The organism is Streptomyces sp. NPDC000345 (assembly GCF_042898825.1).
Classification (GTDB): domain Bacteria; phylum Actinomycetota; class Actinomycetes; order Streptomycetales; family Streptomycetaceae; genus Streptomyces.
The window spans coordinates 37236-53709 of sequence record NZ_JBIAZE010000020.1 but is presented as its reverse complement, the minus strand read 5'-3'; the positions used below and the strand labels follow the sequence as shown (position 1 = coordinate 53709).

Annotated in this window: 17 protein-coding genes; 1 reads left to right on the top strand and 16 read right to left on the bottom strand. The window is 70.7% G+C overall.

What is annotated here, in order from left to right; all coding sequences use genetic code 11:
• Positions 1-3 precede the first annotated feature (3 nt).
• Both ACFY30_RS34770 and pyrR read right to left on the bottom strand, forming a co-directional pair.
• A complete protein-coding gene (locus tag ACFY30_RS34770) occupies positions 4-984 on the bottom strand; it encodes an aspartate carbamoyltransferase catalytic subunit (RefSeq protein WP_390662343.1) in 981 nt (326 codons plus the stop codon).
• A gap of 86 nt (positions 985-1070) precedes the next feature.
• Positions 1071-1628, bottom strand: coding sequence for a bifunctional pyr operon transcriptional regulator/uracil phosphoribosyltransferase PyrR (pyrR, locus tag ACFY30_RS34765; protein ID WP_390662342.1), 558 nt, complete (start codon positions 1626-1628; stop codon positions 1071-1073).
• 252 nt (positions 1629-1880) lie between these two features.
• Here pyrR and bldD point away from each other — a divergent pair, with 252 nt between their 5' ends.
• A complete protein-coding gene (gene bldD, locus ACFY30_RS34760; RefSeq protein ID WP_009313753.1) occupies positions 1881-2381 on the top strand; it encodes a transcriptional regulator BldD in 501 nt (166 codons plus the stop codon).
• A 220-nt stretch (positions 2382-2601) separates the two neighbouring features.
• On the opposite strand, the gene nusB is transcribed toward bldD, so the two are convergent.
• The 14 genes from nusB to rpsD all read right to left on the bottom strand — a co-directional run bounded on the left by nusB (position 2602) and on the right by rpsD (position 16439).
• On the bottom strand, positions 2602-3030 hold the full coding sequence (nusB, locus tag ACFY30_RS34755) for a transcription antitermination factor NusB (protein ID WP_390660925.1): 429 nt from the start codon (positions 3028-3030) through the stop codon (positions 2602-2604).
• A gap of 2 nt (positions 3031-3032) precedes the next feature.
• Positions 3033-3599, bottom strand: a complete 567-nt coding sequence (gene efp / locus ACFY30_RS34750; protein ID WP_390660924.1) for an elongation factor P — start codon at positions 3597-3599, stop codon at positions 3033-3035.
• Between the two features lie 48 nt (positions 3600-3647).
• The gene (locus tag ACFY30_RS34745; protein WP_390849128.1) at positions 3648-4754 is read right to left on the bottom strand and encodes an aminopeptidase P family protein; all 1107 of its coding nucleotides are present in this window, start codon (positions 4752-4754) and stop codon (positions 3648-3650) included.
• Between the two features lie 155 nt (positions 4755-4909).
• Positions 4910-5791 carry a Pro-rich N-terminal domain-containing protein gene (locus tag ACFY30_RS34740; protein ID WP_390849127.1) on the bottom strand — a complete coding sequence of 294 codons (882 nt, stop codon included), beginning with the start codon at positions 5789-5791 and terminating at the stop codon, positions 4910-4912.
• Between the two features lie 222 nt (positions 5792-6013).
• On the bottom strand, positions 6014-7108 hold the full coding sequence (gene aroB / locus ACFY30_RS34735) for a 3-dehydroquinate synthase (protein WP_390849126.1): 1095 nt from the start codon (positions 7106-7108) through the stop codon (positions 6014-6016).
• On the bottom strand, positions 7105-7620 hold the full coding sequence (locus ACFY30_RS34730; protein ID WP_390849125.1) for a shikimate kinase: 516 nt from the start codon (positions 7618-7620) through the stop codon (positions 7105-7107). The genes aroB and ACFY30_RS34730 overlap by 4 nt, the downstream gene beginning before the upstream one ends.
• A complete protein-coding gene (aroC, locus tag ACFY30_RS34725; protein ID WP_390849124.1) occupies positions 7617-8801 on the bottom strand; it encodes a chorismate synthase in 1185 nt (394 codons plus the stop codon). Before aroC ends, ACFY30_RS34730 begins: the two co-directional genes overlap by 4 nt.
• A 160-nt stretch (positions 8802-8961) precedes the next feature.
• Positions 8962-9834 (bottom strand): shikimate dehydrogenase, encoded by an 873-nt coding sequence (locus ACFY30_RS34720; protein WP_390849123.1) that lies wholly within the window; start codon positions 9832-9834, stop codon positions 8962-8964.
• On the bottom strand, positions 9815-11527 hold the full coding sequence (gene mltG, locus ACFY30_RS34715) for an endolytic transglycosylase MltG (RefSeq protein WP_390849122.1): 1713 nt from the start codon (positions 11525-11527) through the stop codon (positions 9815-9817). The genes ACFY30_RS34720 and mltG overlap by 20 nt, the downstream gene beginning before the upstream one ends.
• Positions 11528-11652: 125 nt before the next feature.
• Positions 11653-12117: a Holliday junction resolvase RuvX gene (ruvX, locus tag ACFY30_RS34710; RefSeq protein ID WP_390849121.1), complete on the bottom strand. Its 465-nt coding sequence runs from the start codon at positions 12115-12117 to the stop codon at positions 11653-11655.
• 8 nt (positions 12118-12125) lie between these two features.
• Positions 12126-14798, bottom strand: a complete 2673-nt coding sequence (alaS, locus tag ACFY30_RS34705; protein ID WP_390849120.1) for an alanine--tRNA ligase — start codon at positions 14796-14798, stop codon at positions 12126-12128.
• Positions 14798-15160, bottom strand: a complete 363-nt coding sequence (locus ACFY30_RS34700) for a hypothetical protein (protein ID WP_390849119.1) — start codon at positions 15158-15160, stop codon at positions 14798-14800. Before ACFY30_RS34700 ends, alaS begins: the two co-directional genes overlap by 1 nt.
• A 9-nt stretch (positions 15161-15169) precedes the next feature.
• Positions 15170-15610 carry a DUF948 domain-containing protein gene (locus ACFY30_RS34695; protein WP_390660913.1) on the bottom strand — a complete coding sequence of 147 codons (441 nt, stop codon included), beginning with the start codon at positions 15608-15610 and terminating at the stop codon, positions 15170-15172.
• Between the two features lie 214 nt (positions 15611-15824).
• Positions 15825-16439 (bottom strand): 30S ribosomal protein S4, encoded by a 615-nt coding sequence (gene rpsD, locus ACFY30_RS34690; protein WP_015661793.1) that lies wholly within the window; start codon positions 16437-16439, stop codon positions 15825-15827.
• Positions 16440-16474: the final 35 nt, after the last annotated feature.

The following is a 16474-nucleotide window of genomic DNA, read 5'->3' as shown; positions in this document are numbered from 1 at the left end:
GTCTTACTTCTCCTCGGTGGTACGGGCGTGGCTGACGGCGGGTTCGTTGCCGCCCAGGAGCAGATAGAGGACGGCCATCCGGATGGACACGCCGTTGGCGACCTGCTCGACGACGGTGCAGCGGTCGGAGTCGGCGACCTCGGCGGTGATCTCCATGCCGCGGACCATCGGGCCGGGGTGCATCACGATGGCGTGCTCCGGCATCTTCGCCATGCGGTCGCCGTCGAGGCCGTAGCGCCGCGAGTACTCGCGCTCGGTCGGGAAGAACGCGGCGTTCATCCGCTCGCGCTGGACGCGCAGCATCATCACCGCGTCGGACTTGGGCAGGGTGCTGTCGAGGTCGTACGACACCTCGCAGGGCCAGTGCCCGACCCCGACCGGCACCAGGGTGGGCGGGGCGACCAGGGTGACCTCGGCGCCGAGGGTGTGCAGCAGGTCGACGTTGGAGCGGGCGACCCGGCTGTGCAGGACGTCGCCGACGATGGTGATGCGCTTGCCGGAGAGGTCCTGGCCGATGCCGGCGTCCCGGCCGACCAGGCGGCGGCGCATGGTGAAGGCGTCGAGCAGCGCCTGGGTGGGGTGCTGGTGGGTGCCGTCGCCGGCGTTGACGACGGCCGCGTCGATCCAGCCGGAGTTGGCGAGGCGGTAGGGGGCTCCGGAGGCGCCGTGCCGGATGACCACGGCGTCGACGCCCATGGCCTCCAGTGTCTGGGCGGTGTCCTTCAGCGACTCGCCCTTGGACACGCTGGAGCCCTTGGCGGAGAAGTTGATGACGTCCGCGGAGAGGCGCTTCTCCGCGGCCTCGAAGGAGATACGCGTGCGCGTGGAGTCCTCGAAGAAGAGGTTGACGATCGTGCGGCCGCGCAGGGTCGGCAGTTTCTTGATGGGCCGGTCGGCGACCCGGGCCATCTCCTCGGCGGTGTCGAGGATCAGGACGGCGTCGTCGCGGGTGAGGTCGGCGGCCGAGATGAGATGACGCTGCATCTGTCAGGCTCCGTAAGGAAGTTCAGTTCGGGAGATTCCGGGCAAGGCTGAGCGCGCGTACGCCTGGGACGTACGCCTGCCGCTTGCTACTGGGTCTGCTTCACACCGAGCAGCACGGTGTCGCGACCGTCCTCCTCGGCGAGCTGGACCTTGACCGTCTCCCGCAGCGACGTGGGGAGGTTCTTGCCGACGTAGTCGGCGCGGATGGGCAGTTCGCGGTGGCCGCGGTCGACGAGGACCGCGAGCTGGACCGCGCGGGGGCGCCCGATGTCGTTCAGGGCGTCGAGGGCTGCGCGGATGGTGCGGCCGGAGAAGAGCACGTCGTCGACGAGGACGACGAGCTTGCCGTCGAGGCCGTCACCGGGGATCTCGGTGCGGGCCAGCGCACGCGGTGGGTGCATGCGCAGGTCGTCGCGGTACATGGTGATGTCGAGGGAGCCGACCGGGATCTTGCGGTCGGTGATCTGCTCGAGCTTGGCGGCGAGCCGCTGGGCGAGGAAGACGCCGCGGGTCGGAATGCCGAGAAGCACCACGTCGTCGGCGCCCTTGGCGCGCTCGACGATCTCGTGGGCGATGCGGGTCAGGACCCGCGCGATGTCGGGGCCTTCGAGAACGGGCCGCGCATCGGACGCTTGGGTGTCCATACGGAACGGACCTCCTTCTCCGCCTCACGGGACGGACCTTAAAGGACGTCGGGTTTGCGCCATCCACCGTAGCAGCCCCGGGGACGGCCCCGATCACCCCCTTGGCGTAGCCGGCCGTCGATAGCACGGAAGAGTCGGTGTGGACCATTCGGCTTGACGCAGAAGAATCACGCTGCGTAACCTCACAATGAGTTACCAGCCGCGCGGCCTGGAACCAAAGCCAGTCGCGTCGACCCAGTGCCGGGGAGCTATATGTCCAGCGAATACGCCAAACAGCTCGGGGCCAAGCTCCGGGCGATCCGCACCCAGCAGGGCCTTTCCCTCCACGGTGTCGAGGAGAAGTCCCAGGGACGCTGGAAGGCGGTCGTGGTCGGTTCGTACGAGCGCGGCGATCGCGCCGTGACCGTGCAGCGCCTTGCCGAGCTGGCGGACTTCTACGGCGTACCCGTGCAGGAGCTGCTGCCCGGCACCACCCCGGGCGGGGCCGCCGAGCCGCCGCCGAAGCTGGTCCTGGACCTGGAGCGGCTGGCCCACGTGCCGGTCGAGAAGGCGGGCCCCCTGCAGCGCTACGCGGCGACGATCCAGTCCCAGCGCGGCGACTACAACGGCAAGGTGCTCTCGATCCGCCAGGACGACCTGCGCACGCTCGCCGTCATCTACGACCAGTCGCCCTCGGTCCTCACCGAGCAGCTGATCAGCTGGGGCGTCCTGGACGCCGACGCGCGCCGCGCCGTCTCCCACGAGGAGAGCTGAGCCGCTCGGCGGCACAGCAGAAACGTACCGTCGGGGTGGCCGGAACCATGTGGTTCCGGCCGCCCCGGCTTTTTGTCCGCCGACGCCGGAGGGCCCACAGCGTGCGCTGTGGGCCCTCCGGCGGGCTGCGCGCCCCTTCAGGGGCGCGGGGAACTGCGCGACGAGCCGCAGACGGCCCGCAGGCGACGTACGGCCCGCAGTCCTTCGGCTCTCCCGACGGCTAGTCGCGGCGCAGGGACGGCTTGAGGTCCTTCAGCCGGGCGAGCAGCCCGTTGACGAACGACGGGGAGTCGTCCGTGGAGAACTCCTTCGCCAGCTGCACCATCTCGTCGATGACGACGGCGTCCGGGGTCTCGTCGACCCAGATCAGCTCGTAGGCGCCGAGCCGCAGGATGTTGCGGTCGACGACCGGCATCCGGTCGAGCGTCCAGCCGACGGAGTACTGGGAGATCAGCTCGTCGATGCGCCGCGCATGCCCGGCGTAGCCCTCGACCAGCTGCATCGTGTACTCGCTCACCGGCGGCTGCCGGGTGTCGGCCCGGGAGAGCCGCACCCAGTCCGCGAGGACCGTCAGGACGTCGGCTCCGCGCTGGTCGCCCTCGAAGAGGATCTGGAAGGCACGCTTGCGGGCCGTGTTGCGGGCAGCCACGGTTAGCTGTTCACCCGGCCGAGGTAGTCGCTGGTACGGGTGTCGACCTTGATCTTCTCACCGGTGGTGATGAAGAGCGGGACCTGGATCTGGTGGCCGGTCTCCAGCGTGGCGGGCTTGGTGCCACCCGTGGAGCGGTCGCCCTGCAGGCCGGGCTCGGTCTCGGCGACGGTCAGCTCGACGGCGGCCGGCAGCTCGACGAAGAGCACCTCGCCCTCGTGCTGCGCGACGACGGCCGTGAAGCCCTCGATCAGGAAGTTCGCGGCGTCGCCGACGGCCTTCGGGTCGATGTGCAGCTGGTCGTACGTCTCCATGTCCATGAAGACGAAGTACTCGCCGTCCTTGTACGAGTACTGCATGTCGCGCTTGTCGACAGTGGCCGTCTCGACCTTGACGCCGGCGTTGAAGGTCTTGTCGACCACCTTGCCGGACAGCACGTTCTTGAGCTTGGTGCGCACGAAGGCCGGGCCCTTGCCGGGCTTGACGTGCTGGAACTCGACGACGGACCACAGCTGGCCGCCATCGAGCTTGAGCACCATGCCGTTCTTGAGGTCGTTCGTGGAAGCCACGGTTGCGGAATCTCCTGGACTGACGTGGACGACCCCGGGGGCAAGCGCCTACAGCGCGAGCAGCTCCTTGGTCGTGATGGTGAGTAGCTCGGGTCCGCCGTCCGCCTCGGGGCGCACGACGAGCGTGTCATCGATCCGGACACCGCCCCGGCCCGGGAGGTGAACCCCCGGTTCGACGGTGACCGGCACGCAAGCGTCCAGTTTACCCATGGCCGCGGGAGCCAACTGCGGGTCCTCGTCGATTTCCAGTCCGACCCCGTGCCCCGTCAGTGCCGGAAGGCCCTGCGCGTACCCGGCGGAGTCCAGGATCTGGCGTGCCGCACGGTCCACGTCACGGTAGGCGGCGCCGGGTGCCAGGGACTCGCGTCCGGCGCGCTGGGCGGCGAAGACGAGGTCGTACAGCTCGATCTGCCAGTCCGCGGGGGACGTACCGATGACGAAGGTGCGGCCGATCTCGCAGCGGTAGCCGCGGTAGGTCGCGCCGAGACAGACGGAGAGGAAGTCGCCCTCCTCGACCCGCCGGTCGGTGGGGCGGTGCCCGCGGCGGCCGGAGTTCGGGCCGGTGGCCACGGAGGTGGGGAAGGCGGGGCCGTCGGCGCCGTGGTCGACGAGCCGCCGTTCCAGTTCGAGGGCGAGGTGACGCTCGGTGCGGCCGACGAGGATGGACTCCAGCAGCTCTCCGAGGGCCTGGTCGGCGATCTCGGCGCCCACGCGGAGACAGGAGATCTCCTCCTCGTCCTTGACGACACGGAGTTGCTCCACCGCACCACCGAGGTCGGTGAGGCGCAGGCGGGGAGCCACGGAGCGCAGGGCCCGGTGACGGGCCACGGTGAGGTGGTGTTCCTCCACCGCGAGGGAGTCTCCGCCCTGGGCCGCGAGGAGCCCGGCCGCCGCGACCGCCGGGTCGCCCCCGGCATGGGGCAGGGTGTGCAGCCGGAGGTTCTCGTCCGGCCGGCCTCCCTCTGCGGGACGGTCGTCGGGGCCCGCGCAGACGAGGAGGTCCTCGTGTCTGCCCAGGAGCAGGACGGCGCCCTGCGGGGCCACTCCCGCGAGGTACCTCACGTTGGCCGGTCGGGAGATCAGCGCTGCCGCGCTGCCGCTGGAGCCACAGCGGTCCCTCAGGCGTGCTCGGCGGGTCCCGTACACCTCTGACATGAGTCGAGCGTAGGAGCGGGCGCCGGTTTGTGCCGGTCGAGAGGGGCCGAGTGGGGTGGTTCGCCCGCTGCGGGGCGGTGGGGCCGGGCGCGCCCACGCGGCGGAGCCGCACATCGGTACAGCCCCGCGCCCCTAGGAACCCGCGGTCGCGTCGGTCACCACTTCGGGGGGCTCGCGATCGCCCTCGCCAGGACGTCGTCCAGGACCCTCGCCGTCGTCGGGACGTCCATCTGGGAGTTGTCGATGATCGGCAGACCCGAGCCGTACCAGCCGGCCATGCGGCCGTGGATGCGCGCGACCTCCTCGTCGGTGAGACGGCGGTTGCCGGAGCGTTCCGCGTTGCGTTCCAGGACGACTTCGAGGCCCGGGAGGAGGACGACCGGGAGGAGGCCGGGGCCCACGTGGCGCTTCCAGCCGCCGAGGCCGACGACCGGGCGGTCGGGGAAGATCGCGTCGTCGAGGATGCAGGAGATGCCGTTGGCCAGGAAGTTGCGGGCGGCGAAGCCGCAGGTGCGGCGGGCCAGGCGGTACTGGGCCTCGGAGTGGTCGTTCCAGCCGCGCTGCGGGTCGGCGAAGCCCGAGCGGACCCATTCGCGCACGTCGTCGAGGCTGACGTGGGCGGTGGGCACCCGGCGGTGGTCGGCCCAGAACTTGGCGACGCTGGTCTTTCCGGCGCCCGCGGGACCGATGAGCAGCACGGCGACGGTGGTGCTCGCGAGGTCCGGGGCGGTCGCGGCCGGCGGGGCGCTGGGCATGGCCACGGGACCGCCGGGCGGCAGCGGGACGTGACCGGTGACCTCGGTGCCCGGCGGGGCGGGGACGTGCTGCGGGGCCGGGGGCGGCGGCACGGGTGGGACCGGGGGCTGCGGGGCGGGCGGGACCGGCCCGGAGGGGGCGCCGAGATAGCCCGGCGGGTGCTGGGGGGTGCTGCCCGGCTGGTGCGGGGCCGGGTGTTGTGCGGCCGGCGACCAGCCGGCGGCCGGACCGTGCCCCGGCTGGTGGGGCGGCGGCAGCGGAGAACCCACTGCGTGCTGCATCCGGTGCCACTCCGTCTCGTACAGGCCATGGGCGCTGGTGGTCGGGGTGTGATCCCCTTCTTTCCTCCCGACAGCCTAAAGGGCGCGGGAAGTGATCCCGACGGAACGCTACCGCCCCCGGCCGTCCTTTGGTGAACGGCCGGGGGCGGTCTTAAGTGCCCGGTGGGGAAAGCGAATCGGGCGGAAGGGAACCCGGTGGACTTACCGGTCCTTCACGTGGTCCTACTGGCCCACCTCGCCGTACGCGGCGAGCAGGACCGCCGGGTCGGGACCCTCCAGGACGGTCGGCTTGGCCAGCCCGTCCAGGACGATGAAGCGCAGCAGGTCGCCCCGCGACTTCTTGTCGACCTTCATGGTCTCCAGCAGCTTGGGCCACTGGTCGTGACGGTAGTGCAGCGGCAGTCCGACGGATGCGAGGACCGTGCGGTGGCGGTCGGCCGTCGCGTCGTCCAACCGGCCCGCGAGGCGGCCCAGTTCGGCGGCGAAGTGCATGCCCACGGACACGGCGGCGCCGTGCCGCCACTTGTAGCGCTCGTTCTTCTCGATGGCGTGCGCGAGGGTGTGGCCGTAGTTGAGGATCTCCCGCAGTCCCGACTCCTTCAGGTCCGACGAGACCACGTCCGCCTTGACCTTGATGGAGCGTTCGATCAGCTCGGCGGTGTGCGGGCCCGCCGGGGTGCGGGCGGCCTCGGGGTCGGACTCGATGAGGTCGAGGATCGCCGGGTCGGCGATGAAGCCGGCCTTGATGATCTCCGCGAGTCCCGAGACGTAGTCGTTGACGGGGAGCGAGTCCAGCGCCGCCAGGTCGCACAGGACACCGGCCGGGGGGTGGAAGGCACCGACGAGGTTCTTGCCCTCGGCGGTGTTGATGCCGGTCTTGCCGCCCACGGCCGCGTCCACCATGGCGAGCACGGTCGTCGGTACGGCGATCCAGCGCACCCCGCGCAGCCAGGTCGCGGCGACGAACCCGGCCAGGTCGGTGGTCGCGCCGCCGCCGACGCCCACCACGACGTCGGTGCGGGTGAACCCGGACTGGCCGAGCGCCTTCCAGCAGTACGCGGCGACCTCGGCGGTCTTGGCCTCCTCCGCGTTGGGCACCTGGATGGCGACGGCGTCGAAGCCCTGCTCGGCGAGGTCGGCGCGCAGGGCTTCGCCGGTCTCGGCGAGGGCCTCGGGGTGGATCACGGCGACGCGCTTGGCCCTGGTGCCGATCAGCCCGGCGAGTTCGCCGAGGAGCTGACGGCCGACCAGGACCTCGTACGGGTCGGAGCCCGCGCTGCCGCCGACCCGGATCCGGGTCACAGACTCACTGCTCATGCTTCCTTCAACTCCAGGGCGTCCAGGGCGGCTTGGGTGACCTCTTCGGGCGTGCGGCCGTCCGTCGTCACCACGGCGGTGGCGACCGCCTCGTACAGGCTGCGGCGGGCTTCCATCAGCTCGCGCCACTGCTTGCGGGGGTTGACCGCGAGCAGCGGGCGGGCCGCGTTGAGGCCGGTGCGTTTGACGGCCTCGTCGACGTCCATCGACAGGTAGACCACCCGCTGGTCCGCCAGCAGGGCGCGGCTGTCCGCGTCCAGGATCGAGCCGCCGCCGAGCGCCAGGACGCCCTCGTGCTCGGCGAGCGCCCGGTGCACGGCCCGCTTCTCGATCGCGCGGAAGGTCTCCTCGCCCTCGTCGACGAAGATCTCCGCGATGCTGCGGCCCTGCTCGGCGACGATGTCGTCGTCGGTGTCCCGGTAGCCGACGCCGAGCCGCCCGGCCAGCAGCTGTCCGACGGTGGACTTGCCGACGCCCATCGGACCGACCAGGACGACCAGGGGCCCGCTCATCGGATGTGGAGGTTGTCGAGGTACGACCGGACGTTGCGGCGGGTCTCGGTGACGCTGTCGCCGCCGAACTTCTCGGCGACCGCGTCGGCCAGGACCAGCGCGACCATCGCCTCGGCGACGATGCCGGCCGCCGGCACCGCGCAGACGTCGGAGCGCTGGTGGTGCGCCTGGGCGGCCTCGCCCGTGGTGACGTCCACGGTCTGCAGAGCCCTCGGCACGGTCGCGATCGGCTTCATCGCGGCGCGTACGCGCAGCAGTTCACCGGTGGTCAGACCGCCCTCGGTGCCGCCGGAACGGCCGGTGGAGCGCCTGATGCCGTCGGGCGTGGTGACGATCTCGTCGTGCGCCTTGGAACCCGGCACGCGCGCGAGCCCGAAGCCGTCGCCGACCTCGACGCCCTTGATCGCCTGGATGCCCATGAGGGCGGCGGCGAGCCGGGCGTCCAGCCGGCGGTCCCAGTGCACGTGAGAGCCGAGGCCGACGGGGACGTCGTAGGCCAGCACCTCGACGACTCCGCCGAGGGTGTCGCCGTCCTTGTGGGCCTGGTCGATCTCCGCGACCATCGCCTTCGAGGCGTCCGCGTCCAGGCAGCGCACCGGGTCGGAGTCCAGCTTCTCGACGTCGGCGGGGGTCGGGTAGACGCCGTAGGGCGCCTTGGCTGCGGCCAGCTCGACGACGTGCGAGACGATCTCGATGCCGGCCGTCTCCTTCAGGTACGACCGGGCGACCGCGCCGAGGGCGACCCGGGCGGCGGTCTCCCGGGCGGAGGCGCGCTCCAGGATCGGCCGGGCCTCGTCGAAGCCGTACTTCTGCATGCCTGCCAGGTCGGCGTGGCCGGGCCGGGGCCGGGTCAGCGGGGCGTTGCGGGCGAGGCCGGCGAGGATCTCCGGGTCGACCGGGTCGGCCGCCATGACCTGCTCCCACTTGGGCCACTCGGTGTTGCCCACCATGACGGCCACCGGGGAGCCGAGCGTGAGTCCGTGCCGGACGCCGCCGAGGAAGGTGACCTCGTCGCGCTCGAACTTCATCCGCGCGCCGCGTCCATAGCCGAGCCGCCGCCGCGCGAGATGGTCGGCCACCATCTCCGTGGTGATCGGCACGCCGGCGGGAAGGCCCTCCAGCGTCGCGACAAGTGCGGGACCGTGGGACTCCCCGGCGGTCAGCCAACGCAGCCTGCTCAACGATGCTCCTCAGTGCTCGCGCCCTGGTACTGCCCTACGCGCGTCCTCGCGTACGTCGTCGGCGTGACCGGGTGCGCGGCTCCGGCCAGCCACCTCGATCCTCCCACGTCCAGAGGCCTGACCGGCGGTCCGGTCCATTAGACGGACGCAGGGAAGCGGCTCACCGCGCGTTATCGGTCCGGTGCCGTGGGTCCGTCCGGGAGGCGAGCGCGTGTTCGCCCGCCTTGCGCATGGCCTGCAGCGGGGCCGGGGCCAGGCCGGTCATCTGCTCCACCTGCAGGACGGCCTGGTGGACGAGCAGGTCGAGCCCGCTGACGACGGCGCCGCCGAACATGGACCAGCGGGCGGCCAGCTCGGTCGGCCAGGGTTCGTAGAGCACGTCGAAGAGGGTGGCGGGCCGTTCCGGCACCGATGCGGCCAGGGCGTCCGTCGCGCCGGCCGGGGTGGTCGCGACGACCAGCGGGAAGCGCAGGGCGTCGGCCGCCTCGGTCCAGTCGGCGATCCGGACCTCGACATCGAGGCGCTCGCCCCACTGCCGCATCTCGGCGGCGCGGGCCTCACTGCGGACGTAGGCCGCGATCTCGCCGGTGCAGACCCTGGACAGGGCGGCGAGCGCGGAGGACGCGGTGGCGCCGGCGCCGAGGATCGCGGCCGAGTCGACCTGTTCGACGCCGTGCTCGCGCAGCGCGGCGACCATGCCGGGGATGTCGGTGTTGTCGCCGACCCGGCGGCCGTCCTCGGCGAAGACCAGGGTGTTGACCGCGTCCACGGAGGCCGCCGTCTCGCTGATCTCGTCGAGCAGCGGGATGACCGCGCGCTTGAGCGGCATGGTCAGCGACAGTCCGGCCCATTCCGGGCCGAGCCCCTCGACGAAGCCGGGCAGTGCCTCCTCGTCGACCTCGAAGCGGTCGTACGTCCAGCCGCTGAGCCCCAGCGCCTCGTACGCGGCCCGGTGCAGCACCGGGGAGAGGGAGTGGGCGATGGGGCTGCCGAGCACGGCGGCCCGGCGGGCGTCAGTTGCCCGTGCTCTCATTGAACTTGTCCTTGAGCCTCTGGAATTCTTCGTGCGTCTTGGCGAATTCGGTCTTGCTCACACCGTCGGTCGCCACGAAGTAGTACCAGCCGTCGTCGGTCGGGTTCAGCGTCGCCTTGAGCGCGACCTCGCCCGGGTTTCCGATCGGACCGGGCGGCAGGCCCTTGTTGGTGTAGGTGTTGTACGGGTCCTTGTTGCTGTTGATCTCGGACTCGCTGATCTCGATGTTGCTCTCGCCCCTCAGGTAGTTGAAGGTCGAGTCGAACTGCAGGAAACCGTAGGTCTCGGGGTTCGCGCGGTCGAGGCGGTTGTAGATCACCTCGGCCATCTTGCGGTAGTCGTCGATCGTCTTGCCCTCGGCCTGGACGAGGCTCGCCACGGTGACGACCTGCAGCGGGTCGTCCAGCTTGAACGCCTTGGCCTTGGCCTCCAGGTCGTACGAGGCGTAGGTCTTCGCGGCCTTGGAGACCATCCCCTTCAGGACCGTCTCGGGCTTCATGCCCCTGGCCGCGGGATAGGTGCCCGGGAAGAGGAAGCCCTCCAGCGGGTCCTTGATGTCGCTGTTGTTGTTCGCCCAGCTGGGCAGTCCGAGGGTCTTGTACTCCTTCTCGGCGACCTTCTCGGTGGCTCCGGGGGAAAGGCCGAGTTTCTGGTCGATGACCTCGTACACCCGCACGTTGCGCTGGCCGGGGGTGACCATCACATTGGCCTGGCTGTCCCCGTCGAGCATCATCTCGACGGCGGCTTTCGCGGACATCTCCTTCTTCAGGATGTACGCGCCGGCCTGGATCTTGTCCCCGTCGGGGTTGTTCGTGGCCGCGGAGACGAAGGCGTCGACGCTCTTGACCACACCGGCGTCCTTCAGCAGCCGGCCGATGGCCGCACCGCCCGCGCCCTCGGGAATCTGGACGCTCACCGCCTGGCTCGTGCCGTTGCCCGAGTAGTCCGGGGCCGCGCCGTAACGATTCTTGTAGAAGTCGTAGCCGAAATAGCCGACGCCGCCGATACCGCCGGCGAACACCAGTACGACGACCAGGCAGGCGCAACCGTTGCGGCTCTTCTTCTTGCCCTTGGCCGTCTTGGCGCCCTTGCCGCCGCGGCCCCGCCGTCCCGCGCCGTCCGGCTCGTCGTCGTCACCGCCGCCCGCGAAGAAGGCGTGCTCGCCCTGGTCGGGCCCGGGGTCCCAGTCGGTCTTCTCCTCGGCCTCCGGCTCGGCCCGCCGCCGGGCCGGCGGTTCGGGGGGCGGATACGCGTCGGGGGTGCCGTACAGGTCGGGCTGCTCGGCGCCGTACGCGGCGGCCTGCTGGCCGTACGGATCACCGGGGTCGGCGGCGTACGGGACATGGGCGTGGGTGCCGGTGCCGTCCCAGCCGCCCTCCTGGTACCCCTCGTGAGAGGGCTGCTGCCCCTGGGCGGCGTACTGCTGCGGGTACTGCTGCTGGTCGTAGGGCTGCTGCGGATACTGCTGCTGACCGTACTGGTGCTGCTGGTCGTACTGCTGCGCCTGTCCGTCGGCCCAGTCGCCGTATCCCGGCTGCTGCGGCTGCTGCGGGTAGTGGTGGTGCTGCGGCTGGCCGCCGTAGGCAGGCTGTTGGCCCATGTGAGCCTGCTGCCCGTCCCATCCGCCGTCCCCGTACAACGGGTCCTCCGGATGCCACGGTTCGGAGCCTGGGCCCCGGCCATACTCAGTCATCGATCCCCTAGAGCCGCGAGGCGGCGATCACGCGGCCTTCGCCGGGCCCGTCACCGTTCCGCCTCTCTCTGTGCGGTGGCTGTTCGAACACCGCCGCATCGACGCGGAACGTTACCGTATCGCGATCAGATGACCACTTCGACGCCCTCGCCCGGTGCTTTACCTGACACTCGTTCGGATTCCAGGGCCTGTTGAAGGATGATCACAGCGGCCGCCTGGTCGATCACCGACCGGCCCTTCTTGGACTTCACGCCCGAGGCACGCAGTCCCTGACTGGCCGTCACGGTCGTCATCCGCTCGTCCACGAGGCGTACGGACACGGGCGCGATGCCCTTCGCGAGCTCCTGCGCGAAGCCGCGGACCTTGACCGCGGCCGGGCCCTCGCCCCCCTTGAGGGAGCGAGGGAGACCGACGACGACCTCGATCGGCTCGTACTCCTCGACCAGCTGCTTCAGCCTGCGGTGAGCTGCCGGGAGGTCGCGTCCGGGGACCGTCTCCACCGGGGTGGCGAGGATCCCGTCGGGGTCGCACGAGGCGACCCCGATCCGGGCGTCCCCGACGTCGATCGCGAGTCGACGGCCCCTTCTCATCGGCCCACTCACTTGGCCGTTTCCGCCACGAGCCGCTCGACGGCCTGGACGGCCTCGCCCACGGCGGCCGGGTTCTGGCCACCGCCCTGGGCGACGTCCGGCTTGCCGCCACCGCCGCCGCCGAGGGTCTTGGCCGCCGTGCGCACCAGGTCGCCGGCCTTCAGACCGCGCTCACGGGCGGCCTCGTTGGTGGCGATCACCGTCAGCGGCTTGCCGTTGTTGACCGTGAACAGGGCGACCACGGCGGCCCGGCCGCCCTGGATGCGGCCGCGCACGTCGAGGACCAGCTTGCGCAGGTCGTCGGGGGTCGTACCGTCCGGAACCTGCCCGGTCACCACGGCGATGCCGCGGATGTCCCCGGCGGACTCGGCGAGACCGGCGGCGGCCTGCAGCACCTTCTCGGCGCGGAACTTCTCGATCTCCTTCTCGGCGTCCTTCAGCTTGCCGAGCATGGCGGAGACCTTCTCCGGGAGCTCCTCCGGGCGGCCCTTGATCAGCTCCTGGAGCTGGGCGACGACCGTGTGCTCACGGGCGAGGAAGTTGTAGGCGTCGACGCCGACGAGGGCCTCGATACGGCGCACACCCGAGCCGATCGACGACTCGCCGAGCAGCTTCACCAGCCCCAGCTGGGCGGTGTTGTGCACGTGCGTGCCACCGCACAGCTCCTTGGAGAAGTCGCCGATGGTGACCACGCGGACGCGCTCGCCGTACTTCTCGCCGAACTCGGCGATGGCGCCCTGCTTCTTGGCCTCGTCGATGCCCATGACGTCGGCGCGCACGTCGAGGTCGCGGGCGAGCACCTCGTTGATCTTCTGCTCGACGTCGGTCATCACGGCCGTGGGAACGGCGGACGGCGAGCCGAAGTCGAAGCGGAAGCGGCCCGGCTGGTTCTCCGAACCCGCCTGGGCGGCCGTGGGGCCGAGGGCGTCGCGCAGGGCCTGGTGGGTGAGGTGGGTGGCCGAGTGGGCGCGGGCGATGGCCTTGCGGCGACGGGAGTCGATCGTGGCGTGGACGAGGTCGCCGACGGTCACCTCGCCGACCTGGACGACACCCTTGTGGACGTAGACGCCCGGGACCGGCTTCTGGGTGTCGCGGACCTCGACGACGGCACCGGAGCCCACCTTGAGCCGGCCGGTGTCGCCGATCTGACCGCCGCCCTCGGCGTAGAACGGGGTGCGGTCGAGCACGATCTCGACCTCGTCGCCCTCGGTGGCGGCCGGGGAGGAGACGCCGTCGACGAGGATGCCGACGACCGTGGACTCGCCCTCGGTGTCGGAGTAGCCGATGAACTCGGTCTCGCCGGCCTTGTCGGCGATCTCCCGGTAGGCGCCGGCACCGGCGTGACCGGTCTTCTTGGCCTGGGCGTCGGCCTTGGCGCGCTCCCGCTGCTCCTTCATCAGGCGGCGGAAGCCCTCCTCGTCCACGGAGAGGCCCTGCTCGGCGGCCATCTCCAGGGTGAGGTCGATCGGGAAGCCCCACGTGTCGTGGAGCAGGAAGGCCTTGTCGCCGGGCAGGACGGCGGAGCCGGCGGCCTTCGTCTCGCTCACGGCGCCGTCCAGCACGTTCGTACCGGCGTTGAGCGTCTTGAGGAAGCGGGCCTCCTCGGCGAGGGCGACGTTCTCGATGCGCTCGCGGTCGGTGACCAGCTCCGGGTACTGCTGCCCCATCATCCCGATGACGGTGTCGATGAGGTCCTTGACGACCGGGCCGGTGGCGCCCAGCAGGCGCATGTTGCGGATGGCGCGGCGCATGATGCGGCGCAGCACGTAACCGCGGCCCTCGTTGCCGGGGGTGACGCCGTCGCCGATGAGCATCACGGAGGTGCGCATGTGGTCGGTGACCACGCGCAGCGAGACGTCCGAGTCGTGGGCGTCGCCGTAGGCCACGCCGGTCAGCTCGGTGGCCTTCCTGATGACGGCCATGGAGGTGTCGATCTCGTACATGTTCTGCACGCCCTGCAGAATCATGGCGAGGCGCTCCAGGCCGAGGCCCGTGTCGATGTTCTTGCTCGGGAGCTCGCCGAGGATCTCGAAGTTGTCCTTGCCGATGCCCTCGCCCCGCTCGTACTGCATGAAGACGAGGTTCCAGATCTCCACGTACCGCTCGTCGTTGACGGCGGGGCCGCCCTCGACGCCGAACTCGGGGCCGCGGTCGTAGTTGATCTCGGAGCAGGGGCCGCAGGGGCCGGGGACGCCCATGGACCAGTAGTTGTCCTTCATGCCGAGGCGCTGGATGCGCTCCTTCGGCACACCGACGACCTCGTGCCAGATGCGCTCGGCCTCGTCGTCGTCCTTGTAGACGGTGATCCACAGGCGCTCCGGCTCCAGGCCGTAACCCCCCTTGTCCTGGGGCGTGGTGAGCAGCTCCCAGGCGTACTTGATGGCGCCTTCCTTGAAGTAGTCGCCGAAGGAGAAGTTGCCGCACATCTGGAAGAACGTGCCGTGGCGGGTGGTCTTGCCGACCTCTTCGATGTCGGGCGTGCGCACGCACTTCTGCACGCTGGTGGCGCGCTGGAAGGGCGGCTTGACCTCACCCAGGAAGTAGGGCTTGAAGGGCACCATGCCGGCGGGGACGAGGAGCAGAGTCGGGTCGTCCGCGATGAGCGACGCCGAAGGGACGACGGTGTGCCCGCGCTCCTCGAAGAAGCTCAGCCAGCGGCGGCGAATCTCGGCCGACTCCATCAGTGGTCCTCATTCCGGTTGTACGAGTACGTCGTGTTCTCGATGTACTTCGGGTTGCTGCGGTCCTGCGGGTTGCTGCTGTTCTCGAGGGCGGCGAACCGCCGGGGCGCGGGAAGCCCGGGGTCGGCGTGGATGCCGAGGGCGTCCTCCAGCTCGGCCTCCCGCTGGGCCATGTTCTCGCGGACGTCGAGCGCGAAGCCCACCGCGCGGTCCTTCAGGCGCGCTCCCGTCTCGAGCGCCTTGTTGGCCGCGGTCGCGGCGAGGCTCTCGGGGGTCAGCTGCCTCAGCTTGCGGTTGACCTTGGTGGTGGCCCACACACCGGCGGCGACGCCTGTGGTGAACCAGAACGTACGGCGGAACATGGCTGGCTCTCAGTCCCTCTTTCCACGGGCGTTCCGCTTCTCGCGCCGGGAGACCGTACGGCCCACGATCACGGTACGCCGGGGCTTGCTGGCGGGTACGTCGTCCTTGCGGCCACCGAGGGCCCGGCGTACGCCGTACCCGAACGCGGCGACCTTGACCAGGGGGCCGCCGAAGGTGGAGGCGACGGTCGTCGAGAGCGCGGAGGCGTTCGACGTGACCTCCTGGACGTCGGAGGCGATGGCGTCGACCCGGTCGATCTGGGTCTGCGCGGAGCGCACCGCCGCGGAGGCGTCGGCCAGCAGCGGGACGGCCTGGTCGGTCACGTCCGCGACCAGCTTGGTGGTCGCCCTGAGCGTCTGGGCCAGCCTCGCCAGCGCGACGGCGAGGAAGGAGACCAGGATCGCCCAGAAGACGGCCACCAGGATCCCGGCCACCTCTCCACCGGACACTGCGCACCCGCTCCCTGCTGTTTCGAGACCGCCGTCTCCAGGACGCCGTCTCGAGAACGCTGTCTGTGAACGCCTCTCTCTGGAGGCGAGCCTATCGCGCCCACGCGGCCGGTCCGTACCGGATTAGGGGTGCGCGAAGGCCCGCCGCCCCGCCCGCCCCGAGGGGCGGGAGGACGACGGGCCCGGGCGCGGAAGTGCTACGGCCGCCGGGAGATCAGCGGGCGTAGTACTCGACGACGAGCTGCTCGTCGCAGATCACCGGGATCTCCTTGCGGTTCGGCTCACGGTCCAGGCGGAACGCCAGGGCCTTGAGGTTCACCTGGAGGTAGCGCGGGGTCTCACCCTCGGGGGCGAAGCCGCCCTCACGGGCGATGGAGAAGAGGGTCTTCTCGCGGCTGCGCTCGCGGACCATCACGACGTCGTCGGGACGGACACGGAACGACGGCTTGTCGACCTTCTGGCCGTTGACCTCGATGTGGCCGTGCACGACCATCTGGCGGGCCTGGTAGATGGTGCGGGCGATGCCCGAACGCAGGACCAGCGCGTCGAGACGGCGCTCGAGCTCGATGATCAGGGCCTCACCGGTCTTGCCCTGGACCTTGGAGGCACGCTCGTAGGCGCGGACGAGCTGGCGCTCGGACACGTCGTACTGCGCGCGCAGACGCTGCTTCTCCAGCAGACGGACCTTGTAGTCCGAGTTCTGCTTGCGGCCACGGCCGTGCTCACCCGGCGGGTAGGGGCGGGCCTCGAAGTACTTGACGGCCTTCGGGGTCAGCGCGATACCGAGGGCACGCGACTTCTTGACCTTGGGGCGGGACTGGTTCGCCACTTGTCTCTCATTTCCTGGTTTTCGGCTTGTCAGGG